The sequence below is a fragment of the Faunimonas sp. B44 genome, from assembly GCF_052655945.1.
Window position 1 is genome coordinate 511,380 of record NZ_JBQYEX010000004.1, and the last position, 22,483, is coordinate 533,862.

Consider the following 22,483-nt stretch of genomic DNA (forward strand, 5'->3'; position numbering starts at 1 on the left):
CACGAAAGTGGCGGGTTTCCGGGCTTCGCAGCCGGCGGATAGCGCGGGAGGCGGGTAATCCGCCAAGTTCACGCCGCCCGGCAAGCGCCAAATGTGGCAAGAGAGAATCGGAAACGCCCCGCCGGCCGTCGCACAGCCGCTCCTGTGCCGGTCGCCGGGGGCACTCGAGGAGGACCGCGGTCGATGCGCCGAAGAGGGCATGCACCGATACCGACCGTCGACATCTACGTCCGCTACGCCGTCGGCGATCTGATCCGGGACTGGCCGTGGCAGCGCGGGCGTCCGGTCGTGCCGGCCGGCCGGACCGGCTTCCGCTGCGGCGACGCCCTGGTGATCGTCCGCTACGCCGATCCGGCCACGCTGCGTTCCGCCCGGAGCGCGCGCGAGGTCTTCTACCTCCTCGACGACGACCTCTGGGCGCTCGATGCCGATGCGGGGCTGCCGGAGTATTATCGCCGGCGGCTTGCCCGCTTCCGCGACGAGGTCCTGCCGGGGATACTCGATGTCGCGACGGCCATCGTCACGCCGTCGCAGGCGATTCTCGACCGCTTGAAGCCGATCCCGGGCGCCCTGCTCGCGCCGTGCCTCCCTGCGCCGCGGCTCGCGCCGCCGCGGGGAGGCCTCTCCGAGCCGGCGCGCATCGTCATCCCGGCCACCGGCTCGCATGCGGAGGACGTCGGCATGATTGCCGCGTCGATACGATCTGTCGTGGCGCGGCGGCCGGACGTCGTCGTCACGACCTTCCTGGGCGACCGGGCACCCGCGGAGCTCGCCGGGCTGCCGAACGTCCGGAACGAGCGGCAGAGCGCGTGGCCGGGCTACCGGCGGCGCCTGGCCGAGGACTGCTACGACATTGCGCTCGCGCCCGCGCGCGACACGGCATTCAACCGCGCGCGCTCCACCAGCAAGATCCTGGACGTCGCGCAGCTTCGGGCTGCCGGGCTCTACAGCGCAAGGGAGCCTTATGCCGGCGTGATTCGCCACGGCGAAGACGGGCTCCTGCTGCCCGACGACCCGGACGCGTGGGCCGAAGCGATCCTGAGCCTGGTCGAAGACCGGGCGCGGGCGCGGGACCTTGCCCTCGCCGGCCAGGAGACTGCGCTCCGGATCGGCGACCCGGCCCGCGTCAGAACGTTCTGGATGGAACGGCTCGGACCGGTTCGCCCGGCCTGAGGAGCGGGTCAGCCCTCGGTCGCGCCTTCGGCATGCCGCACCGGCTCGGCCAGGCCGAGCGCCGGCCCCTCCTTCGGCTCTTCCGTGCGTCGTGCGCCCTGGCCGCCGCGCACGATCAAGAGCCTCCGCCGGCGCGCCGACGCGCTCACACCGGCCGTCTCCATTCGCTCCACGATCCGGGCGAACATCGAATCCTGCCCGGCCCTGTTGTAGTAGGAGCCGGGGACGAGCGCTTCCTTGCGGACATTGTCGAGGAAGTTGTGCGCCTTGATCGGGTCGGCGGGAAACGCCTCGGTCCAGAACCTGTCGAGATCGTCCGCGTCCTCGGCGCAGGTGGCCAGTTCCGGATGGCGGAACAGGGCGTCGCCCAGAACCAGGAGCGGCGTGCCGTGATAGAGCGCGGACATGGCGGACGTGCTGTTGACGGTGATCAGCCCGGCGGCCGAGCGGACCACCTGCGCGATCGAGCCGTCGTCGAGCACGCGCACCCGGTCCTCGCAGCCGAACAGCTTCGCCTTGCGCCGGATGAAGGCGCGGTAGTTGAAATGGCCGCGGTCGAGCGGATGGACCTTGAACACGAGCAGCGACCGCGCCGGCGCCGAGCGCGCGAAGGAGGCGAGGCTCGCCACGATCAGCCTCTCGTTGTCCCAGTCGCGGCCATGGCAGCGGATCTGCATGTCGTCGTGCACCTGCAGCGCGACGACGTGATAGTGCGGCTTGGCGCCGCCGGTGAGTTCGGCCATCGTGCGCCGGTTGGCACGCCAGTGGAACGCCTTCCGCGAGACATTGCGCAGCCAGCGGCCGAATTCCGGCACGACCCGGCGCTCGCGGTGAAACAGGGTGCGGCCGTAGACGATCTCCGCCGCACTCCGCAGCACGTAATAGAGCCAGGCATACCCGCACATCGCGAAGAAGCCCGACGCCGCCCCGGGCTCCGGCAGCTCGGTCCGCCTGACCGGCGTGGTGAGCGCGCGCTCCCGTCCCGCGAGCGGCGACATCGCGTTGTTCCCGTTCCGCTCCATCGTGACGAAGCCGGGCCGGATGTAGCCTTCCTCGAAGCTGAAGACGGGGATGCGTGCGCGCGCCGCGATCTCATGGGCTATGCGGTGGATCGGCCTCTGGCATCCGAAGTAGAGAATGCAATCCGGCCGGGCATCGTCCACGAATGCGGAGAACCACCGCTCCCACCCCGCCAGGTCGCCGGCGAAGTTGATCACGTTCCGCTTCTCCGAGAAGAACCAGTCCGACGCGTTGAAATTCACGCGCACCGTGCGGTAGCCGCTTGCCTGGAGATGGCGCTGTAGCCGGCCGAAGAACGGCCCGACCGGGCCTTGCAGCAGGACGATCAGGGGCCTTTCGAGGCCAACGGGGCGGCCGGGAGCCAAAGCCCGTTCGTGATGCCGCGCGGTTTCAGGCGCACCTGCCGCGGCGCGTTTCGCCGCCGCACCTGCCGCGGTGCCGGGTCCACCGGGCCGAACGCGAGGAAATACACGGCGAATGATGCGCGACGCATCGCCAGATACCAGCAGCATGAACCCCGCCCGCAGCGCAACGTTGTGCGCTACCCCCGTGAAACTCACCGGAACACCGGCACGAACTTACACTGCGGCAGGCGATACCTCAATGACGCTGCAGTGCATCATCGCCGCCGTGGCCCTGCCCGCATGATGTTCCGCAGAAAGCCCGCGAGCCGCCCGGTTCGGACGGCGAGTTGCCGCGCCAATCCGACACGCCCCTCGGGGTCGTCGAGCAGCCGTTCGATCACGATTTCGGGAGGACACGCGACCCGCGTCCTGGGATCGACGTAGCGCGGGTAAAGCACGAGGGCCGCCGCCACGAGCATGTCGAGGGTCAGCGCGCGCGCGCGCCGCGGAACCGCCAGGCGGTCCTCCGTCAGCCCCCATCCGGCGTAGAACGGGAGGCCGTGCGTGCCGACGGCCCGGCCGCGCAGCAGCGCCTCGAAACCGGCGAGAGACGTCATCGTCTCGACCCGGTCGCACCACGCAAACAGCGGTCCGATCGCGGCGCCCGTCACGACGCGGTCGGCATGACGCAGCGCCTCGGCGGGGTCGATGCGGCCGCTGCGCATGGCGGCCTCGACGTCCGGGTGCGGCTTATACGCGATGAAGGCGTCCGGGTGGGCCGCCCGGACCGCCTTCAGCAGCGCGAGGTTCGTCCGCACGGCAGGCGATCCGAAGCGGATCGAGGCGTCGTTCTCCACCTGACCGGGGACCAGGATCCGCAGCCCCGGAACGTCCCGCGGCAGCGGGTCGGGAACGCTCCCGACATTGTACTTGGTGACGCCGGCCGCCACGATCCGCTCCCGCAGGCGCGCCGCGCGGGCAAGCAGCGCCTCGTCGAACGTCGCTTCATTGGCGATCCGTTCGAATCCGCTCGGATGGCGCGCATCGAAGTAGATCCCGACTTCGTCGACGATGAGCGACGCCGGCAGCGCGAGCTCGGAGCCGAGGCCGCGCGAGCGCAGGAAGCCGTCCTCCATGCGGACGAGCGGGCTGCGGGTCGTTGTCCGGTCGCCATCCACGCTCCACAGCGCCACCCGGCCCCCGATCCGGCCGGCCGCTTCATCCGCGCTCCGCAGGGTGAGCCGGTTGATCGGCGGCCCGTCCGGGCCGTCGAGGAAAGGCCGCGTCGCCCATTGCCGCCACGGCGAGAACCCTGCGGTGACGGTGCGCGGGATGTTTTCGTGGAACCGGTCGCGCAGGAACGCGAGGGTGTCGATCGTGTCCTCGAGCGTCGTCTCGCGCCTGTCGTAGGGGTCCAGGTAGCGTGCATAATCAAGGTAGGCAGCCGCGAACACGGCCTCGAGCGAGCGCTCGACCCCGGCCCGCGGGCGGGCGCCCCTGTCGTCGGTCAGGCCCCAGCCGGCGTAGAACGGCGCGCCGAAGCAGATCACCGGGAGGCCGGCCATGAGCGCCTCGAAGCCAAGCAGGCTCGACACCGCGTAAACCGCCCTGCAGCGCTCCAGGAGCAGCCACGGATTGATGCGGTCGGCGACGATCGTTGCGCCGACCTGGCGCGCCGAGGCGAAGTGCCCGGCCGATCCCTTGCGCAGGTTGTCGGGATGGGTCTTCACGACGATCCTGGCCGACGGATGGTCCGCGACTGCGGCCGCGAGCGCCGCCTCGAACGCGGACGCGCCGGCGCCCGCCCCCCGAATCGAGGCGTCCCCGAGCGACTGGTCGACCACCATGACGAGGCCGTCGGCGCCGTGGAGCTCGTCGGGCAGTGCCATCCGCCCGTCATTGTATTTCGACAGGCGCCTGGCCCGGATCTCCGCGATTGCTGACCGTGCGCGCCGGAGCGCCTCAGGCTGCGGCTCGCGCGCGATGAGCGCGTGCAGGTCGTTCGGACGGTCGGTGGCGTAGTAGATGCCGGTCCGGTCGATCACGTAGGACAGCGCGGGCTCGTGGCGGCCCGGCCGTACGCTCCGCAGAAAGCCGTCCTCGAAGGCGAGGCAGGGGACGCCCGCTCGGGCCGCCCACCGCGCCGCGCGCCGTCCCGACCTCTTGTCGCCCCAGCCTCCGACGGCCGCCGCCGACGGTGAAATCAGCGGCGTCGGCTGGAGGCCGGTGAGGACATGCAGGTCATGCCGGATTCGCCAGAGTCCCGGGCTGGGAAGGGCGATGCGGGCCGGCACGGTCATGGTCTCCGGGTCGGTTCCGCGAGCGGCGGCGGAGCGCCGCGCCGTCTGAATGGCCCTTGGCAGCCTGGTCAGAAGTTCCTGATGTCCTTAGCCGCCAGCACCACCGGCCGGGCCGCCCCGATGATCGTCATGAACTTCTGGAACTCGGTGCCGAAGGCGTTCGCGACGTAGACGACGTCCTTGTCGCGCACCGGGAAGGTCTGCGCCACGATGTAGGACTTCGGATCCTTCAGGTTGAGCCGGTAGACCACCGGCACCTGTTCGGTCGACCACTTCGCCGCCGGGTCCTTGCTGACGATCGCGGTCGGCGCCTGCACGACCTGCTCGAGCAGCGCCCGGTCCTCGTAGCGGAACACGAACAGGCCGGTGGCATCGGCCCGCTCGTCGGCGAGGCCGCTCGTCAGCCCGATCGCCTCGATCAGGCTGATCCGCTCCTCGGCGAACTTGACCTGCCCGCCGACCTTGACCGCACCGAGCGCGGTGAAGGTCTGGGGATCGTTGATGACGAAGATGCGGTCGCCCGGCCGCACGAACACGTTCTCGCTCGGCCGGTCCACCAGCGTCTGCATCAGGACGCGTGCTTCCACGTTGCCGCGGGAGAGCGACACGAAGGATTCGTAGGCGGGGTTGGCAGGACCGCCGGCGAGCGCGATTGCGTCGAGCACGCGGTTGCCGGAGGTCGCGAGCGGAACCATTCCGGCCCGGGTCACCGCGCCGTTCACATAGACCACCCGCGAATTGTTGGTCATGATTTGGACGGTGGAGTCCGGCTCCAGCGCACGCGCCGCCAGTGCCGTGTTGATGGTCTCGCGCACCTCCGCGGTGGTCCGGCCCGCGACGGTGATGCTTCCTACGTACGGAACAGCGACGCGGCCGTTCGAATCGACCGTCACCTGCAGCGGCGTCTGCTTTCTCTCCACCGTCGAGAACAGGCCGTCGGGGCCAGCCTCGAAGATCGTGATGGCGAGGATGTCGCCGATCCCGATCTCCTCCCGCACCGAGCCGGACGCCGCCCCGAACCGCTCCTCGAACACCGACGTGCCGTACCAGGCGAGGATGTTCGCGACCTCGGAATTGATGTCGACGACGGTATAGGCGAACTTCGGGTCGGAGGCCGCAGCGCTTTCGATCGTGCTGGCCAGCGGTCCCTCGCTCGGAACCGAAGAACATCCACCGAGCGCAGCCAGGACCACGAACGCTACACCGGCTACGAATCCCTGCCGCATTCGCTTCTTTGCCCTCGCGCCGCGCAAAATCCAGGTTGGCTGAGTAAGGGAGTCGCCGCACCGCTGGCAAGCGGACATGGCCGTCCGGCGTCGATCCTGCGGCGGTGTGGCCCCCGCGGCACAGTTTTATTCGCCGCGGCGGCAGGTTAAGAGTGTGCCGAGCGTCATCCGCCTTCGGTGATTGAGAATGGTCAACCGCTCCGAGCGGACAGTGACACAGCCCGCAACGGTGACACCGCTGGCGAAGGGTTCGGGGGCAGTTGCGAGCAGGAGCGCGTTCTCATCCGCGATCGTCCGCCGGTCGCGCTCCTCCATGCAGCTGGTCAAGGCGTCGTGGCTCCTGTTGGTGCTGCTGCCGACGCTGCTCGTCGGGGTCTACTACATGTTCATGGCCGCCGATCAGTACGGCGTGCGGACCCAGTTCGCCGTGCGCGGCGTGGAGACCGGCGTGGACATGCTCGGCTTCACCCAGTTCCTCGGCTCCAGCTCCATCGTCCATTCCGATTCCTACATCGTCGTGGATTACATCCAGAGCGCCGAGATCCTCGAGGACATCCAGCGCGATCAGGGGCTGGACGTCCGCAAGATCTTCGCTTCGGATGCTGCCGACTGGTTCGTCCGCGCGAACGCCGAAGAGCCCATGAACGTCTTCGTGGACTATTGGCAGGATCGCATCGACGTCGGCTTCAACTCGACGACGGGGATCGTGACCTTCGAGGTCCGGGCCTTCACGGCAGAGGACGCGGCCAAGGTCGGGCAGGCCGTCCTGACCGCCAGCGAGCGCCTCATCAACATGCTGTCGACCAAGGCGCGCCAGGAGTTGATACGGGTGGCGCGCGCCGAAGTCGACCGCACCGAGGCGCGGCTGCGCGAGGCCAGGCAGCGGATGCAGGCTTTCCGGGAGAAGGAGCAGACCATCGATCCCTCGCTGATCGCGCAGGGCCAGCTGAAGCTGATTGGCGAGCTCGAGACGCAGCTCGCCGAATACCGGGCGCGGCGGGACGCGCTGATGCAGTCGGTCGATCCGAACTCTCCGTCCGTCAGGGTGCTGGACCGGCAGATCGCGGCTATGAACCGCCAAATCTCGGACCAGCGCGCGCGGCTGGGAAGCGGCGGGCCGGGCTTCAGCAACGAGCAGGGGGTGCCCGTCGATGCGCAGCGCACGCTGAGCAGCGTCTACGGCGACTATACCGAGATCCTGCTTGAAGAGGAGTTCGCGCAGAAGGCCTATACCAGCGCGCTTGGGGCGCTCGAGGCTGCCATCACCGAGGGGCGGAAGCAGCAGCGCTATTTCGGCGTCTTCGTGGAGCCGCGGGTCCCGGAGGTCGCGCTCTATCCGGAGCGGCTCCTGAACACGTTCCTCGTGTTCATCGCCGCGGCCGGGCTATGGGCGATCGGGCTGCTGACGGTTGCGGCGGTGCGCGAGCACACCATATGAGCCGTCTGGCCGGCACGCCCGCAAACGCCTCCTGCGCGCCGGCCCCCTGAGGCACGAGCGACAGCCGCAGAGCCATGATCACCCTTCGAGACGTCGTGAAGACCTACCCCGTCCGGGGCGGGCGCCGGGTGATCTTCGACCGCTTCTCGACCACCTTTCCGCCGCTCCGCAACATCGGGATCCTCGGCCACAACGGCGCGGGGAAGTCGACGCTCATCCGCCTCATCGCCGGTTCGGAAGCGCCCGATTCGGGCGAGATCATCCGCGACGCGCGCGTCTCCTTTCCGCTCGGCTTCGCGGGCGGTTTCGCCCCGCTGATGACCGGGGCGGAGAATTTGCGCTTCGCCTGCCGCATCTACGGCCGCGACTATCGCGAGACGCTCGATTTCGTGGCCGATTTCGCCGAGCTCGGCGAGTATTTCCACCTCCCCATCAAGTCCTACTCGCAGGGCATGCGCGCGCGCCTCGCCTTCGGCCTCAGCATGGCCTTCGACTTCGACTACTACCTGATCGACGAGGTCATCGCGGTCGGCGACAAGCGCTTCCGCGAACGCTGCGCCGAAGTGTTCGCCGAGCGGCGGCAGCGCTCCTCCCTCATCATGGTCTCGCACAACAACGACCTGCTGAAGCAGTTCTGCGATGTCGGCGGCGTCGTGCATGCCGGAAAGCTGACCTTCTACGACACGCTCGAGGAAGCGTTCGACGCCCACCAGGAAAATCAGGGCTGACGGACGGCGCGGTCACTCAGCCCGGAGGGGCGGGCGTCCACCCGAGCGCGGCGCGCGCTTCGGCGATGAAGCGGGCCCGGAACGCCTCCTTCCGCGGATCGGCCTGCTTGCTGATCGGGATGCTGCGCAGGCGCGGCGCCGTGTACTCCATGCCGAAATGCTCGACGATGGTGCGCACCGCCCAATGCGGCCGCTTCAGCACCATTTCGTATATCACCGTCGCCGGATCCAGCCCGAGCGCGCCGACGAGGCGGCCGAGATTGGCGTTGTTCCTGCTGATGCCGCGCATCCGGCTGGCGATCTCCTCGAAATCGTAGGCGACGTCAGCGCCGTTGCCCTCCTGCTCGCTCGTCCATTGCAGGGTGCTCTGCGCAAAGTAGAGCGAGATCGCCTGGGACAGGATGTCGGATCGCTGGATCCATATCCATCTGGCGTCGGGAAAGGCGTTCGGGATGATGCCCGCCCTCAGCAGGAACACGGTCTGCTGGACGTTGACCTTGAGCCCGAAGACGGGCGCAGCCGTGCCGTAGGTCTGCACGAGGGTGTGATAGTATTCCGCGAGCGACTTCGCCCCGAACCGGACCGAGTTGTTGATGACGGCATCGGAATTGGTCGATTCGCCGAAACCCGAGAACGCCTTGGTGGCCTTGAGCAGCTCCGCCACGTAGTTCGAGCCGGAGCGGTTGGTGAAGAGCATGAAGCACACCGGCGCCTCGACGACCGGGTCTCCGCGCCGGAACTCCGTCCGCGATCCGAAATGCTTCTTGATCTCCTTCTCGTGCAGCGACTGGGCGATATCCCTGAAGAACGTCTTGGGGGACTCGCCGGCGAGAAACGCAGACCGCAGGATCAACTGAGGGCCTCTGCAGACGGCTTCACCTTTTGGGCATCCTCGCGCACGGACAGGAATTGGCTGCAGACGAAGGCAGGGTCGTCCCATTTCGAAAGGGGCAGGATGATGCCCGTTCCCGCCTTGCGCAGCCGGCGCGCAATCGCACCGATGTCAAAGGCGGCGACCGGCAGGCCGGTCGAGAGCGCGATGGAGAGCGTGTACGAATAGGTTTCCGGCCAGAGCGAGGGCAGCCAGATGAGGTCGATATCCGTCTGCTCGATGAGGTCGTGCACCGCCTTGTTGTGGTACATGCCGGTCACTTCCACGCCGAGCTTCTGCATCTGCCTGTCGTTCATCGTGTAGCCCACGACGACGAACTGCAGGGGCAGCCGGCGCTGGCGCGCATAGGCGGCGGCGTGCCGGATCGCATCGTACCCCTTGATCCGGCTGATCGCGCCGATGACGCCGATCCGCATCGGGCGGTTTGAGGCCGCCGAACGCCGCACCGGCGCGGGACGGACATCGTCATGCGGCTGCACCGCGATCGAAAGGTCCGGAAAATACCTGAGGAGCCGCTCGCGCACGTCCTCGTTCGGCACGGTGATCTCGGCCGCGTTCTCGAGGAATCGGCGATGCGACCCGCGCCAGGCGCCGATGCTCCTGACGGCGTGCTCGCTGCCGTTCCGCCTGAGGCAGGCATTGCACCCCTTGAGGCCCGGCTCGCCGCAATAGACCTGGTCGCCGCCGACGAGGTTGATGCGGGGACAGATGGCGGCGTAATCGTGGGCCATGAACGTGTAGGGAATGCCGAGGGCAACGAACAGTTCGCTGAAGCGGTCCGCAGCGTCCGCCGTGAAGTCCATCAGATGATGGACGTGGGCCTCTCCGATCCGCAGCTCGCGCAGCATGTGCGAGAACGCTCCGGTCCGGTCGCCGAGGAAGAAGGGCCCGGCATTCGGGAAGTTCTGCGCCTCGGAATGGTAGAGCCTGACCTCCGTGCGCGACCCCGGCGCAGCGCGGAGGTGGAAGACGGACTTGCCCGCTCGGGCGAGCGCCCTCGCGTGGTTCTGGACGTTCTGCTCGGTTCCGCCGCCGCGCGTGTGCGTGACGAGGATCGCGTTGTTGTCGCCGCACAGCCGAAGGAGCCGCGCATGATCCACGCGCGTCCGCACGGGCCGCAGCGGATCGCGCCCGATGAACTCGTGCACCGCCGGACGGTAGTGCGGATAGCGCCGGTCGAGAATCTTCAGAGCGCGCTCGACCCTCGCCTGCCGCTCGCCCCGGAACGACGTGCCGCCGATATGGCGGACGAAGACGTCGCAGGCGATCACGTCGTGCCAGCCCTTCGCCTGCGCCCGCAGGCAGAAGTCGTTCTCCTCGCCATAGCCGCGGCCGAAGGTCTCGGCGTCGAAGAGCCCGATCTGGTCGAGCGCGTCGCGGCGGATATAGGTGCAGAACCCGACCGCCGTCGGGACCACGACCGTCTCGCCGCTGTTGGCCTCGGCAAAGATGCGGTCGAGCGCGGGGTAGGAAAGCTCGAGCGGAACCGAATTGTCGCTGCAGAAGCGCGGGTAGCTGGCGATCGTGCCGTTGTTCGTCATCGGCGTCGCGGTCGCGACACGCGCATCCGAATAGGCCGCCCGCCGCAGCCGGTCCAGCCAGTCGCCGTAGACTTCGGTGTCCGCGTTCAGGATCACGACGTCGCGGTCGGCGCTGACCGAGAAGCCCCTGTTGATGCTTGCGCAGAAGCCTTCGCTCGCCTCGTTGCGCAGGAGATCGAAGAGCCCCTCTCCGGCAAGGCCCTGCAGCGCCTCGGAAAGCCCCTGCTCCGGGGACGCGTCGTCGATCACCGTCAGCCGGAACGGAGTCGCGTTCTCTGAGGCGAGGACGTGGTAGATGGTCGAGAGCGTCTCCTGGAAGCCCCGATGCACCGGCACGACGACGTCCACCAGGATCGCGTCCGCGGCATGGTCGCGCGGCGCGAGCCCCGCCAGGAGGGCCCCGTAATCGGTCTCGATGCCGCCCGGGATGGCGGGAGGGTCCCAGAGCGCGTCGAGCCTGTCCACGTCCGACCCGTCGCCGCCATGGACGCGCAGGAAGTGCTCGAGCGCGGAGATGCCGCTGCCGGCGACTGCGGGAAGCTGCTCGAGATAGGTGCGCGGATCGAACCATCGGCTGGCCTTCCGGTTCTCGCGCATCCCGTAGCGGCAGAAATGCAGGAACGGGTCGACGCCCGCGCGCCGGACGTCGTGATTGTGCTCCAGATAGACTTCCGGCTCGAACCAGGGGCTGGGGCTGAACCGCTGACGGCCGCCGGCGAGCAGGTAGTGGATGAGCGGATTGAGTTCCCGCTCCCGCGGGCTCGCAATCTGATTGCGGTAATGCTGCGTGTTGAACACGAGATGCGGCGAGCGGCCTTCCTTGTGCCCGTAACGGATGAAGTGCAGGAGCGGCGACATGCCCGACTGGGCGATGTCCCGATACTGGTGACGATAGAAAGCCGGGTCGAACAGGGGCGTTCTGCGCAGCCAGAACCGCTGCACCTGGACCCAGGGCCGCCGGAACGGCCGCCGCTCGAGCATCGGCAGCATGAGCACCAGCAGCGAGAGCAGCATCTGCTGCACGACCGGCTGCGCCATCATGGTCCGCGGCCCGAGGCGCTTCAGCTGCTTGACCGTGCTGCGGGCCGCGAGATTGAGGCTCGCCGCCGAAATCCCGCCGCTGGCCGGCGCCCCTCGCTCCCCCGCATCCGGATCGGCGCTGTCCCGACCTGCCGGCTTGAAGGCATTCCCGATGTCGTCGTGGGTCCGGACCAACTGATCCCGTCTCCTTGAGGACTCTCAACCGGCCTTGAAAGGCGCACGTCCGGCAGATGGCAGAGGGAATGCCCCGACCGCTCCAGGGCACCGTCCGGCGGCCCGACCCGCCGACAGGGCGTCGTCAACGTCCGATCCGATCGGCTCCGAACCCGCACGGAGCCGGCCGGCGCGGCGCCTTCGTCTGCCCGCCCGTGCCAGTGAAGTCAATGACGAAGCGGGCCGCAGTCGCCGATCTCCCGAACCCGTCCCGTCACGCATGGCCGACCCAGATGCCTGAGTCCATCCGCATCCCCCGGGCCCCCGCCGCGATTGCGTGCGCCTGATCGGCTCGCCGCAACCGCCTCACCGTACAACACGCGCCGCAAGAATTGAAGGAATGCGAATGCGCCGGCGCGCGGGCCGGATCCCTCCGCCGGCGACGAAGTTCGGGCTTGGTCAAGATTTCTCCACATCCTGAGAGCAACGGACGCGTGGCCTCCGGTAATGCGCTTTCGATCCGGTGCGAACCGCATGGCGACCGCGCGCGAACCGCCGCATATCTGCCGGTATCCGGAAACGGCCCGCTTGAGCTACACTGCCGGTTCCGGTAAGGACCTACGCCCATTCATGTTGCGGTGCGTCAATGTCTGATCGCCTTTCCCATCTGCAGCGCCTCGAGGCGGAGAGCATCCACATCATTCGTGATGTGGCGGCCGAGTGCCGCAATCCGGTCATGCTCTATTCGATCGGCAAGGATTCCTCGGTGATGCTGCACCTGGCCATGAAGGCCTTCCATCCGGCGCCGCCGCCCTTCCCGCTGATGCACATCGACACGACCTGGAAGTTCCGGGAGATGATCCGGTTCCGCGACAGGATGGCGGCCGAGGCCGGCATGCGCCTGATCGTGCACTCGAACCCGGATGGCATCGCCGCCGGCCTCAACCCGTTCGACCATGGCGCGAACTACACCCGCGTGATGAAGACCGAGGGGCTTAAGCAGGCGCTCGAGACGCACGGCTTCGACGCCGCCTTCGGTGGCGCCCGGCGCGACGAGGAGAAGAGCCGCGCCAAGGAGCGCATCCTGTCCTTCCGGAGCGCCAGCCACGCCTGGGACCCGAAGAACCAGCGGCCGGAACTCTGGCACCTCTACAACACGCGCGTGCATGACGGCGAGTCCATGCGCGTGTTCCCGCTCTCCAACTGGACCGAGCTCGACATCTGGGCCTACATCCTGCGCGAGAACATCCCCATCGTGCCGCTCTACTTCGCCGCAGAGCGCCCGGTCGTGGAACGGTCCGACCAGCTCATCATGGTCGACGACGAGCGCATGCGGCTCAATCCGGGCGAAGAGCCGCGGATGCGCATGGTCCGCTTCAGGACGCTCGGATGCTACCCGCTGACCGGCGCCATCGAGTCGAACGCGACGACCCTCGAGGCGATCGTCGCCGAAATGATCGCGGCGCGGACTTCCGAGCGCGGCGGACGCCTGATTGACCGGGAGTCCTCGGCATCCATGGAAAAGAAGAAGCGCGAGGGCTACTTCTGATGAATATCGGCACCTTCTCTCTGGAGGCCGTCGCCGCGGCAGCCTCCGCCGACACCCTCCGCTTCCTGACCTGCGGCAGCGTCGACGACGGCAAGTCCACCCTCATCGGGCGGCTCCTCTACGACTCGCAGCTCCTCATGGAGGATCAGGTCGCAGAGCTCGAGCGCGATTCGCTCAAGCACGGCACCGCCGGCGACGACATCGATTTCGCCCTCCTCGTCGACGGCCTGGAGGCCGAGCGCGAGCAGGGCATCACCATCGACGTGGCGTACCGCTTCTTCGCCACGCCGCGGCGGCGGTTCATCGTGGCCGACACGCCCGGGCACGAACAGTACACCCGCAACATGGCGACGGGCGCTTCGACAGCCGACCTCGCCATCCTCCTCGTCGACGCCACGAAGGGCCTGCTCACCCAGACCCGCCGGCACGCTCTGATCGTGTCCCTGCTCGGCATCCGCGAAGTCGTCCTGGCCGTGAACAAGATGGACCTCGTCGGGTTCGACGAGGCCACGTTTGACGACATCGTGGCCGATTTCGAGGCGTTCGCACGCCAGCTGGAATTCCGCCGGATCACGGCGATCCCGATGTCCGCGCGGGGCGGCGACAACGTGACGCTCAGGAGCGCCAACACGCCCTGGTACCGCGGCCCGGTCCTGCTCGAGCACCTCGAGACGGTGGAGATCGGGGCGCGCGCCGATTCCGAACCGTTCAGGATGCCCGTCCAGTGGGTCTGCCGGCCCGACCGCACGTTCCGCGGCTTTTCCGGCCTTGTCGGCAGCGGGCGGGCCTCGGTCGGGGATCCGGTGGTCGTCGCCAGGTCCGGCCGGGAGAGCCGCATCGCCCGCATCATGATCGGGGCGGAGGAGCGGGATCACGCCGTCGCCGGCCAGTCGATCATGCTGACGCTCGCCGACGAGGTGGACGTCAGCCGCGGCGACGTGCTCGTCGCCAAGGACGCCCGGCCGGAGGTCACAGACCAGTTCGCCGCGCATCTCATCTGGATGGACGAGCAGCATCTGCTCCCCGGCCGCCAGTACCTCCTGAAGAACGGCGGGAAGGTGGTCGCGGCCCAGGTCACCGACCTCAAGCACCGGCTGGACGTGAACTCGCTCGAGCAGAACGCCGCGAAGGTGCTCGAGATGAACGAGGTCGGATTCGCGAACCTCGCGCTCGGCGAGCCGATCGCCATCGACCCCTACGCGGAGAACCGCGAGACGGGCGCCTTCATCCTGATCGACCGCTTCACCAATGCGACGGTGGCGGCCGGGATGATCGCGCACTCGCTGCGCCGCGCGTCGAACATCCACTGGCAGGCGCTGGAAGTCGACAAGGCCGCCCGCGGCCGGCTCAAGCACCAGAAGCCGACGGTCCTCTGGTTCACCGGGTTGTCCGGCTCCGGCAAGTCGACGGTCGCCAACATCGTCGACCGCAAGCTCTACGCCCGCGGCCGCCACACCTACATGCTGGACGGCGACAACATCCGCCACGGCATCAACCGCGATCTCGGCTTCACCGATGCCGACCGGGTGGAGAACATCCGCCGCGTCGCCGAGATCGCCCGGCTGATGGCCGATGCCGGCCTCATCGTCCTCGTCTCGTTCATCTCGCCGTTCCAATCGGAGCGCGACATGGCGCGGCGGCTGCTGCCGGAGGGCGAGTTCATCGAGATCTTCGTCGACACGCCGATCGAGATCTGCCGCGAGCGCGATCCGAAGGGCCTCTATGCGCGCGCCGACGCCGGGGAGATCAAGAATTTCACCGGCATCGATTCGCCTTACGAGGCGCCGGAGGCCCCGGAGGTGCACCTCAGCACCGTCGACGAGACGCCGGAGGCCCTGGCCGACCGGATCGTCGCCTTTCTCGAGGCGGAAGGCCGGCTCGCGGGCATCTGAGCGCCCGCGACACCCCCCTCTCCTCGCCCATTGGAAAGTCCGCGGACCTGCGCCATATCGTGGCTCGAGCCGGCATCGGCCCGGGCGGTTCGGGTGCCGGCATGGAGCCGCGACCGGATGACGCGCATTCCGCCCGCATCGGAGGACCTGGCCTCCCGGGCTCCCGGCGGGGTGCGCCGCCGAGGTGCGGATGCGGCATGCCGCACCGGACCCGGCAGGCCGCAGTCGCGCGCCATGCCCGGTGACGCCGGCCCGGGCCGCACCTTTCCCCCTTCGGCTCGCGCCTCGAGCCGGCACTCGCAAGCAGGGCAGTCACGATGAGAATCACGATGATCGGGGCGGGATATGTCGGGCTCGTTTCCGGCGCCTGCTTCTCCGATTTCGGCCACGAGGTCGTCATCGTCGACACCAACGAGGACCGGGTGAAGGGGCTCGAGCGCGGCGAGATCCCCATCTACGAGCCGGGGCTGGACGAGCTCGTCGCCCGCAACCGCGAGGAGGGCCGGCTCTCCTTCACCACCAGTCTCGCCGCGGCGATGCCGCGCAGCGAGGCCGTGTTCATCGCGGTCGGGACGCCGGCCCGCCGCGGCGACGGTTTCGCCGACCTCACCTACGTCTATGGGGCGGCCGAAGAGATCGCGCGCACGCTTTCCGACCCCTGCATTGTGGTCTGCAAGTCGACCGTGCCTATCGGGACGAACCGGGAGGTGCTGCGCCGAATCAGGGCCGCGCGGCCGGATGCGACGATCGACGTCGCGTCCAATCCGGAGTTCCTGCGCGAAGGATCGGCGATCGGCGACTTCAAGCGGCCGGATCGCGTCGTCGTCGGCGCGGAGAGCGACCGCGCCCGGGACGTGATGCGGAAGCTCTACCGGCCGCTGTCGCTGAACGAGACGCCGATCCTCTTCACCGGGCTCGAGACTGCCGAGCTCATCAAGTACGCCGCCAACGCGTTTCTCGCCACCAAGATCACCTTCATCAACGAGATTGCCGATCTCTGCGAGGCGGTCGGCGCGAACGTCCAGGAAGTGGCCCGCGGGATCGGGCTCGACCGGCGCATCGGGCCGAAGTTCCTCCACGCCGGCCCGGGCTACGGCGGCTCCTGCTTCCCGAAGGACACGCTCGCGCTCGTCCATACCGCCCGCGCCGCCGGCGCCCCGACCCGGATCGTGGAGACCGTCGTGGCGGTGAACGAGGCACGCAAGAAGGCGATGGCCGAACGCATCGTCGAGGAACTGGGCGGATCGGTCGCGGGCAAGGCGATCGCGGTGCTCGGCGTCACCTTCAAGCCGAACACCGACGACATGCGCGATGCCCCCTCGCTCGCCATCCTGCCGGCGCTCGCGGCCGCCGGCGCGCGCATCCGCGCGCACGATCCGGAGGGCATGGAAGAGGCGGCTAAGCTGATCGGCGGCGTCGAATGGTGCGACGGCCCCTACCATGCCGCGGAAGGGTCGGACGCGCTCGTCATCATCACCGAATGGGATGCCTACCGGGCGCTCGACATCACGCGCCTCCGGCGCCTGATGCAGGGCACCGCCTTCTTCGACCTCAGGAACATCTACAAGTCCGCCGAGGTGGAGGCCTGCGGGTTCCGCCATTTCGGTGTCGGCCTCGGCCGCCCCGGCGGCGTCGCCGCCGTGCCGGATCCCGCGGCGGCGCCGCGCGCCGGATTCGGCTGAGGTCGTCGAAGGAAGAGGAAGAGGACGAGGAAGAGGAACACCCGGCATGACCGTCCCGCTTCCCTTCGACAACAGCTATGCCCGCCTGCCGGAACGCTTCTTCGCCCGGCTCGGCCCGACGCCCGTCGCCGCGCCGAAGCTCGTCCGGCTGAACCGCGCGCTCGCGGCCGGGCTCGGCCTCGACCCCGACTGGCTCGCCGGGCCCGACGGCGTCGGGTTCCTCGCCGGCAACCACGTCCCGGCCGGCGCGGAGCCGCTAGCCGCCGCCTATGCGGGCCACCAGTTCGGCAATTTCGTGCCGCAGCTCGGCGACGGCCGCGCCATTCTCGTCGGCGAGGTCGTCGACCGGACCGGCACCCGCCGCGACGTCCAGCTGAAGGGCTCCGGACCGACGCCGTTCTCGCGGCGCGGGGACGGACGCGCCGCGCTCGGCCCGGTGCTGCGGGAATACGTCCTCAGCGAGGCTATGGCGGCGCTCGGGATCCCCACGACCCGGGCGCTCGCCGCGGTGACGACGGGCGAGCGCGTATACCGGGAAGAGGCGCTGCCGGGCGCGGTCCTCGCCCGTGTCGCGTCGAGCCATATCCGTGTCGGCACGTTCCAGTTCTTCGCCGCGCAGGGCGACGTGGAGGCGTTGCGGCTCCTCGCCGACCACGCCATCCACCGGCACTATCCGGAGGCGGCGGAAAGTGCCCGCCCCTATTGCGCGCTGCTCGAACGGGTCGTTGCCGCGCAGGCCGCGCTCGTCGCGCGCTGGCTCAATGTCGGCTTCATCCACGGCGTCATGAACACGGACAACGTGTCGATCGCCGGCGAGACCATCGATTACGGCCCCTGCGCCTTCATGGACGAGTACGATCCGGCGACCGTCTTCAGCGCCATCGACCGGCACGGCCGCTATGCCTACGGCAACCAGCCGCGCATCGCGCAATGGAACCTGGCGCGTTTCGCCGAGACCCTCCTGCCGCTCCTGTCCGGGAGCGAGGCGGAGGCGGTCGCCGAAGCCGAAGCGGCGGTCGCGGCCTTCGCGCCGCGCTTCGAGGAGGCCTATCTGGCGGGCCTGCGGGCAAAGCTCGGACTGGCGACGGCGGAGGACGGCGATCTCGCGCTCGGGCGGGATCTTCTTCGCGTGATGGCGGAGAACCGCGCCGACTTCACGCTCACGTTCCGCAGGCTCTGCGACGCGGCGGCAGGGCCGGAGGGCGATGACGGCGTCCGCCGCCTCTTCGCCGAGCCGGCCGCCTACGACGCTTGGGCCGAAGGCTGGCGCCGGCGCCTTGCCCGCGAGCCTTTGGACGGGGCGGAGCGCGCCCGCGCGATGCGCGCCGCGAACCCGGCCTTCATCCCGCGCAACCACCGCGTCGAGGCCGTGATCCGCGCGGCGGTCGACCGTGAAGACTTCGCACCCTTCGAGGAGCTCCTCGCCGTGCTCGCGGACCCCTACCGGGACCAGCCGGCCTTCGCGCACTATGCCGACCCGCCGAAGCCGGAGGAACGCGTGCTCAGGACCTTCTGCGGAACCTGACCCTTGCACATGGGGAATGGCCATCTAGGATCGGTCTCCGTCGCACGCTGCTCTGAGCCTCAGGCAATGACCATACTGGCACGAGCTTCGATCGAAAGACTGCTCGCCACGTCGAGCGCGCTGACGCCTGAACTGGCGGCGAAGCTCAGCTGTCCTTTCGTGGTCGATGTTCCGGGCGTCTGGTGGTCGTCGCGGCACCGCTTGGCAATCTACGGTCAGGAAACCAATGAATGGCACTCGAGCCTGCTCGAGGCCAAGGCGACCGACGGTATCGTCGACGAGCTGGCCTCCTTCTACGAAGGGTTCGATTTCGCAGAAGAAGCCTATCCGCGGGTGCGCAGTTCTCCCTTCTGGCGAGCCCACCGCCAATTGGCCGATCGGCTCGAGGACGGCGAATACAGAAGGATCGTCTGGCTGAACCTGGTCAAGGTCGATTGTTCAGGGGCCGGCACTTCGAAGGCCAGCATGTGGGACAATCTCTCCTATGCGGAGGTCGACGCGGTCGCGGCTTGGCAAAAGGAGACGATCCTGGCCGAGCTCGCCGAGCTTCACCCGTCAGCTGTCATCTTCTTTACCGGCCCTCGCTACGACTACTATCTGAACGCGACTTTCGACGGGATCGGCTATTCTGCCGTGTCGGAGTACACTGAGAAGCAACTCGCGCGCCTGTCTCACTCGCTCTTGCCCGCAATGGCGTTCCGCACGTACCATCCGGGGTATCTGCAACGGAGCGGCCAATGGAGCACGATAGAACGGCTCGCCGCCTTGATCTCGGCCTGAACACCGTCGGCAGCACCTTGGTGACGGCTGCTGGGCACGTCTTCCGGCGAAGCTCTCCGGCGGCGAGGGCCCAGCGTGTGGCGATCGCCCGCGCGCTCGCCAACCGGCCGCGCATCGTCCTCGCCGGCGATCGGGACGCAGCCGTGATCGCCGTCACTCGTGACGAGAAGATCTTCGACCGATTCGACGACATCCACCTCCTCCGCGACGGCCGCTTCGCCGGGCGGGAGATGGCGTGACGGTGGCCCGGCCAAAGCACCCCGTCGCCGACAGCCGACCGTCAGCCCGTCCGTGCCGCGGCGAACAGGAACCTCCCGCATGCCGGAGGCGTTCGATGCTGGCTGGCCTGGGGGCCGGACGGCGGCGGAGGAAAAGCCATGCGGCAGGAGGTCGGGCGCAGGACCTGGGCCATCCCGGAGGGCTACATCCCCGCCGAGAGCACCAGCGCGGACCCGGCGCTCGCTTCGCACGAGACCGCATGCATCCTCAACGCGTCGGATCGCGACGCGAACGTCTCGATCACGCTGTTCTTCGAGGATCGCGACCCCGTCGGGCCCTATCGGATCGCCGTTCCCGCCAAGCGGACCAGGCACGTCCGCTTCAACGATCTGAAGGATCCTGAGCCCATCCCCCGCGGCACGGCATATTCCTCGATCATCCAATCGGACGTGCCGGTCGTCGTCCAGCACAGCCGCCTCGATTCCCGAAAGGCAGAGCTTGCGCTCCTGTCGACGCTCGCTTTCCCGGCGGAGTGACCGCTGCCGAAGATCGAGGACGGGTGCGAGAGCGCAGGCGCACGGTCCCCTCGGCAGCGTGCCCGATCGCTATGAGCCGCCGGGCAAGGTCACGTCCCGCCGACGAGGTTCCGCTAGAGCGGCAGCTGGCGGAGCCGCGCAGAGAAAATCCTGCAGGCGCCGTTTGGCCGCCCGAGCCTCAGGCAAGGCCGAAGAACGCCAGGACCGCCACGACCACCACGACGAGACCGACCAGGTAGATGATGCTGTTCATTGCTGCCTCTCGAACATTTCCGCTGCCGGCGAACGGTTCAACAAGCGGGGATGTTCCAGGACCTGCTGCCGCCGATGCTCGCGATCGCCGCGGCAGCCGCGATGCCCGGCCGATCGGAGGCGTTCGGCGCACGGACGTCGAACGGGCCGGACGTCCCGCATCGAGGGCCCGAATGAAGGCGGACGCGTGCCGTGATGAACGGCGGGGACTGGCCCCGCCTCAGCGCATCGCCGTCATCGCAGCGTCTCTCGGCTCGGGCCGCGCCACGGGGAGCCGCGGCCCGGAGGCGCGCTCGGCATGAACGCTCGGCCGGATCGCCGCCGGGGCGGGCCGCGGCAGGGGTTGCAGGGCGGTCGAGCCGGTCGTCACCGGCGCGTCGGCCGGGGCGACCGCCTCGCCGGCATCGGCTGCGGCGTTCGTCCCCGCCGTCCCGACTGTGGCCGTCGGCATCGCCGGGGCCGCCCCGCCCGCCAGCCCGATTTGGGCCTCGCCCTCGGGCACATGCACGTCGACGGTGCGCACCGGCCTCGGCTCGGACACGGCCGCGTCGTCGAGCAGCGCCGTGCGTGCGTCCGGATGCTCGCCGGACGCACTAGGCGCCGAGAGCCCGGCGGGCGTCGGGCGCATGCTGCCGTCCGGCCTCACGACGTAGGTCGGAACGGTCCGTTCCGCGACGGCCTCGTTCGTTGCCGGAGCAGCCGGCGCTGCAGCAACGGTCTTCTCCACTGCGGTCGCCGCGCGGGGAGATGAATCGGCCTGAGGCGCCGAACCGGGCAAGTCACGGTCCGGCACGGGCGAAGACGGGGATGCGCTCGCCACCCTCGCGCTCTCCACCGTCGCGCGCTCCACCGTCGCGTTCGCCGAGGGAGCCTGCGGCCCGGAGGCGGCGCCCGTGCTGCGCGGATAGTCGAGGAGCGCCACCGACCCGACCGCGGCCGCGACCGCGACCAGGAAAGCCGCTCCGGCAACCGCCAGTCGGGCTCTCGGTCTCGCGCCGACCGAGCGCCGCGCGACGGCGATGCAGGCCTGCCCTCGCCCGGAGACCCGCCCCGCCACGCGACGGGCTTGCGCGGCGAGGTTGCCGCCTCGAAGCACGCCTGCAAGCTGCCGCTGCCTTGGCGGTCGGAGCGCCTTCTCGACCTCGCGTGCCAGTTGATCTTCGAGTTCCGGCAGCACCGGAGCTGAATCGGCAAAGGCAATCGCGCTCGCCCCGGCCTGGCCGGCCTGCCCGGCAGCGTCTGCGCCGACGACACGAACCAGATCGGTGAGCAGATCGTCCTCGAACTCCGGCGGCAGGACGTGGGGCCTCGGCACGCTTTCCTTCGGTTGTACTGCGAGCATCAGATCTTGCCTCCGCTTCGCGGCTCGGATTGTTCTGACGAGTCGAGCCTTAAGCTGCCCGGTCTGTTCATCCATTTCTGTGACCGCAATGCGGCGGCGGTGAAGTGGCGGGGAAGACTTGGACCGGTCCATGCAGCCGGCCTCGCCGCGATGCGGCGCACGTCCGGTCGCGCCGATCGCCCCTCGCCGCTTCCGCCGGCTGCAGGCGCTCACCTCGGAACGCCGCGCTTTGCTCGAGCGCGCCTCCTCACCCGGGCATCCCTTCCGCCGGGTTCGCCCGCACGGGATCGCGAGGAAGGCGGGCCCGCTTCCCCGGGGGAGCGTCGACCAGGGGCCGGGGAACAAAACAAATCCGCGCCGGGTTGGCTGATCGTGAAGCCGTGAGGACTTGCCCATGCTGGATTTCTCGAGGCCGGCAAAGCTCATCGTCACCAGCAGGCCCCCGCCTGCAGGCGCCTGGAACGAAGCGCGGCAGTTCGCCACGCTGAGTTCGGCCCTCCTCGCTGCCCTCCACCGTCCGAGCCGGAACCGTGCCGGGGAACTCGTGCTGGCGTGGATCCGGACCGATGACCGCATCATTGCGGATCATGAGGTCGAGGACCTCTGGGCCGAGGCGGAGTTCGCGCGCGTGGCGGAGGACAAGCCCGTCGATGGCGAGGACGACGACCCCTGGGACCCTGACCTGGTGGTGCCGCTCTGACGGCGCAGCCTGCGCTGCAAGCGAAGGGAACCGAGGGAAGAAACCAAGAGAACCGCAGGGAAAAATGGTGGGCGCGACCCGGATTGAACCTATGAGCCCCAACGATGTCGACGTAGTGCTCTCCCGCTGAGCTACGCGCCCGGAAACTGG

The 22,483-nt window shown here is 68.9% G+C and carries 17 protein-coding genes and 1 tRNA gene; 11 read left to right on the forward strand and 7 right to left on the reverse strand.

Translation table 11 applies throughout. The features are described from left to right. Nucleotides 1–183: 183 nt before the first annotated feature. Entirely contained in the window at nucleotides 184–1,173 is a 990-nt protein-coding gene (locus ACUN0C_RS11445) for a hypothetical protein (protein WP_445466483.1), read from the forward strand. A gap of 8 nt (nucleotides 1,174–1,181) precedes the next feature. On the opposite strand, the gene ACUN0C_RS11450 is transcribed toward ACUN0C_RS11445, so the two are convergent. The 3 genes from ACUN0C_RS11450 to ACUN0C_RS11460 all read right to left on the reverse strand — a co-directional run bounded on the left by ACUN0C_RS11450 (nucleotide 1,182) and on the right by ACUN0C_RS11460 (nucleotide 6,063). Then, entirely contained in the window at nucleotides 1,182–2,441 is a 1,260-nt protein-coding gene (locus ACUN0C_RS11450) for a capsular polysaccharide export protein, LipB/KpsS family (RefSeq protein ID WP_445466484.1), read from the reverse strand. Nucleotides 2,442–2,812: 371 nt separating this feature from the next. Beyond that, entirely contained in the window at nucleotides 2,813–4,837 is a 2,025-nt protein-coding gene (locus ACUN0C_RS11455; RefSeq protein WP_445466485.1) for a capsular polysaccharide biosynthesis protein, read from the reverse strand. 68 nt (nucleotides 4,838–4,905) lie between these two features. Further along, the gene (locus tag ACUN0C_RS11460) at nucleotides 4,906–6,063 is read right to left on the reverse strand and encodes a polysaccharide biosynthesis/export family protein (RefSeq protein WP_445466486.1); all 1,158 of its coding nucleotides are present in this window, start codon (nucleotides 6,061–6,063) and stop codon (nucleotides 4,906–4,908) included. Nucleotides 6,064–6,376: 313 nt separating this feature from the next. Here ACUN0C_RS11460 and ACUN0C_RS11465 point away from each other — a divergent pair, with 313 nt between their 5' ends. Beyond that, nucleotides 6,377–7,501: a hypothetical protein gene (locus ACUN0C_RS11465; protein ID WP_445466487.1), complete on the forward strand. Its 1,125-nt coding sequence runs from the start codon at nucleotides 6,377–6,379 to the stop codon at nucleotides 7,499–7,501. A gap of 74 nt (nucleotides 7,502–7,575) precedes the next feature. Further along, entirely contained in the window at nucleotides 7,576–8,229 is a 654-nt protein-coding gene (locus ACUN0C_RS11470; protein ID WP_445466488.1) for an ABC transporter ATP-binding protein, read from the forward strand. A gap of 16 nt (nucleotides 8,230–8,245) precedes the next feature. Here the strand turns inward: ACUN0C_RS11470 and ACUN0C_RS11475 are convergent, their stop codons facing one another. Continuing rightward, nucleotides 8,246–9,082 carry a Stf0 family sulfotransferase gene (locus ACUN0C_RS11475; RefSeq protein ID WP_445466489.1) on the reverse strand — a complete coding sequence of 279 codons (837 nt, stop codon included), beginning with the start codon at nucleotides 9,080–9,082 and terminating at the stop codon, nucleotides 8,246–8,248. Next, complete coding sequence (locus ACUN0C_RS11480; protein ID WP_445466490.1) at nucleotides 9,079–11,877, reverse strand: glycosyltransferase; 2,799 nt, start codon at nucleotides 11,875–11,877, stop codon at nucleotides 9,079–9,081. Before ACUN0C_RS11480 ends, ACUN0C_RS11475 begins: the two co-directional genes overlap by 4 nt. A gap of 625 nt (nucleotides 11,878–12,502) precedes the next feature. Between ACUN0C_RS11480 and cysD the strand changes: the two genes are divergently transcribed. The 7 genes from cysD to ACUN0C_RS11515 all read left to right on the forward strand — a co-directional run bounded on the left by cysD (nucleotide 12,503) and on the right by ACUN0C_RS11515 (nucleotide 20,039). Beyond that, nucleotides 12,503–13,405 (forward strand): sulfate adenylyltransferase subunit CysD, encoded by a 903-nt coding sequence (gene cysD / locus ACUN0C_RS11485; RefSeq protein ID WP_445466491.1) that lies wholly within the window; start codon nucleotides 12,503–12,505, stop codon nucleotides 13,403–13,405. Further along, nucleotides 13,405–15,297, forward strand: coding sequence for a sulfate adenylyltransferase subunit CysN (gene cysN, locus ACUN0C_RS11490; RefSeq protein WP_445466492.1), 1,893 nt, complete (start codon nucleotides 13,405–13,407; stop codon nucleotides 15,295–15,297). The genes cysD and cysN overlap by 1 nt, the downstream gene beginning before the upstream one ends. Nucleotides 15,298–15,614: 317 nt before the next feature. Beyond that, nucleotides 15,615–16,979 carry a UDP-glucose dehydrogenase family protein gene (locus tag ACUN0C_RS11495; protein ID WP_445466493.1) on the forward strand — a complete coding sequence of 455 codons (1,365 nt, stop codon included), beginning with the start codon at nucleotides 15,615–15,617 and terminating at the stop codon, nucleotides 16,977–16,979. A 46-nt stretch (nucleotides 16,980–17,025) separates the two neighbouring features. Next, nucleotides 17,026–18,504, forward strand: a complete 1,479-nt coding sequence (locus tag ACUN0C_RS11500; protein WP_445466494.1) for a protein adenylyltransferase SelO — start codon at nucleotides 17,026–17,028, stop codon at nucleotides 18,502–18,504. 66 nt (nucleotides 18,505–18,570) lie between these two features. Continuing rightward, nucleotides 18,571–19,284, forward strand: a complete 714-nt coding sequence (locus ACUN0C_RS11505) for a hypothetical protein (protein ID WP_445466495.1) — start codon at nucleotides 18,571–18,573, stop codon at nucleotides 19,282–19,284. A gap of 20 nt (nucleotides 19,285–19,304) precedes the next feature. Next, nucleotides 19,305–19,523 (forward strand): hypothetical protein, encoded by a 219-nt coding sequence (locus ACUN0C_RS11510; protein ID WP_445466496.1) that lies wholly within the window; start codon nucleotides 19,305–19,307, stop codon nucleotides 19,521–19,523. A 138-nt stretch (nucleotides 19,524–19,661) separates the two neighbouring features. Continuing rightward, nucleotides 19,662–20,039: a sensory rhodopsin transducer gene (locus ACUN0C_RS11515; RefSeq protein ID WP_445466497.1), complete on the forward strand. Its 378-nt coding sequence runs from the start codon at nucleotides 19,662–19,664 to the stop codon at nucleotides 20,037–20,039. Nucleotides 20,040–20,511: 472 nt separating this feature from the next. Here the strand turns inward: ACUN0C_RS11515 and ACUN0C_RS11520 are convergent, their stop codons facing one another. Next, nucleotides 20,512–21,633: a hypothetical protein gene (locus ACUN0C_RS11520; protein WP_445466498.1), complete on the reverse strand. Its 1,122-nt coding sequence runs from the start codon at nucleotides 21,631–21,633 to the stop codon at nucleotides 20,512–20,514. 394 nt (nucleotides 21,634–22,027) lie between these two features. Between ACUN0C_RS11520 and ACUN0C_RS11525 the strand changes: the two genes are divergently transcribed. After that, entirely contained in the window at nucleotides 22,028–22,333 is a 306-nt protein-coding gene (locus tag ACUN0C_RS11525; RefSeq protein WP_445466499.1) for a hypothetical protein, read from the forward strand. Nucleotides 22,334–22,398: 65 nt separating this feature from the next. Here ACUN0C_RS11525 and ACUN0C_RS11530 read toward each other — a convergent pair. Continuing rightward, nucleotides 22,399–22,474: transfer RNA gene (locus ACUN0C_RS11530), tRNA-Val, on the reverse strand. Nucleotides 22,475–22,483: the final 9 nt, after the last annotated feature.

Bases quoted from the DNA above. Each gene is read 5' to 3' on its own strand.
- cysD (WP_445466491.1), top strand. From the start codon at position 12,503: ATGTCTGATCGCCTTTCCCATCTGCAGCGCCTCGAGGCGGAGAGCATC.
- ACUN0C_RS11500 (WP_445466494.1), top strand. From the start codon at position 17,026: ATGACCGTCCCGCTTCCCTTCGACAACAGCTATGCCCGCCTGCCGGAA.
- ACUN0C_RS11515 (WP_445466497.1), top strand. From the start codon at position 19,662: ATGCGGCAGGAGGTCGGGCGCAGGACCTGGGCCATCCCGGAGGGCTAC.
- ACUN0C_RS11445 (WP_445466483.1), top strand. From the start codon at position 184: ATGCGCCGAAGAGGGCATGCACCGATACCGACCGTCGACATCTACGTC.
- ACUN0C_RS11470 (WP_445466488.1), top strand. From the start codon at position 7,576: ATGATCACCCTTCGAGACGTCGTGAAGACCTACCCCGTCCGGGGCGGG.
- cysN (WP_445466492.1), top strand. From the start codon at position 13,405: ATGAATATCGGCACCTTCTCTCTGGAGGCCGTCGCCGCGGCAGCCTCC.
- ACUN0C_RS11520 (WP_445466498.1), bottom strand. From the start codon at position 21,633: ATGCTCGCAGTACAACCGAAGGAAAGCGTGCCGAGGCCCCACGTCCTG.
- ACUN0C_RS11525 (WP_445466499.1), top strand. From the start codon at position 22,028: ATGCTGGATTTCTCGAGGCCGGCAAAGCTCATCGTCACCAGCAGGCCC.
- ACUN0C_RS11505 (WP_445466495.1), top strand. From the start codon at position 18,571: ATGACCATACTGGCACGAGCTTCGATCGAAAGACTGCTCGCCACGTCG.
- ACUN0C_RS11455 (WP_445466485.1), bottom strand. From the start codon at position 4,837: ATGACCGTGCCGGCCCGCATCGCCCTTCCCAGCCCGGGACTCTGGCGA.
- ACUN0C_RS11465 (WP_445466487.1), top strand. From the start codon at position 6,377: ATGCAGCTGGTCAAGGCGTCGTGGCTCCTGTTGGTGCTGCTGCCGACG.
- ACUN0C_RS11460 (WP_445466486.1), bottom strand. From the start codon at position 6,063: ATGCGGCAGGGATTCGTAGCCGGTGTAGCGTTCGTGGTCCTGGCTGCG.
- ACUN0C_RS11495 (WP_445466493.1), top strand. From the start codon at position 15,615: ATGAGAATCACGATGATCGGGGCGGGATATGTCGGGCTCGTTTCCGGC.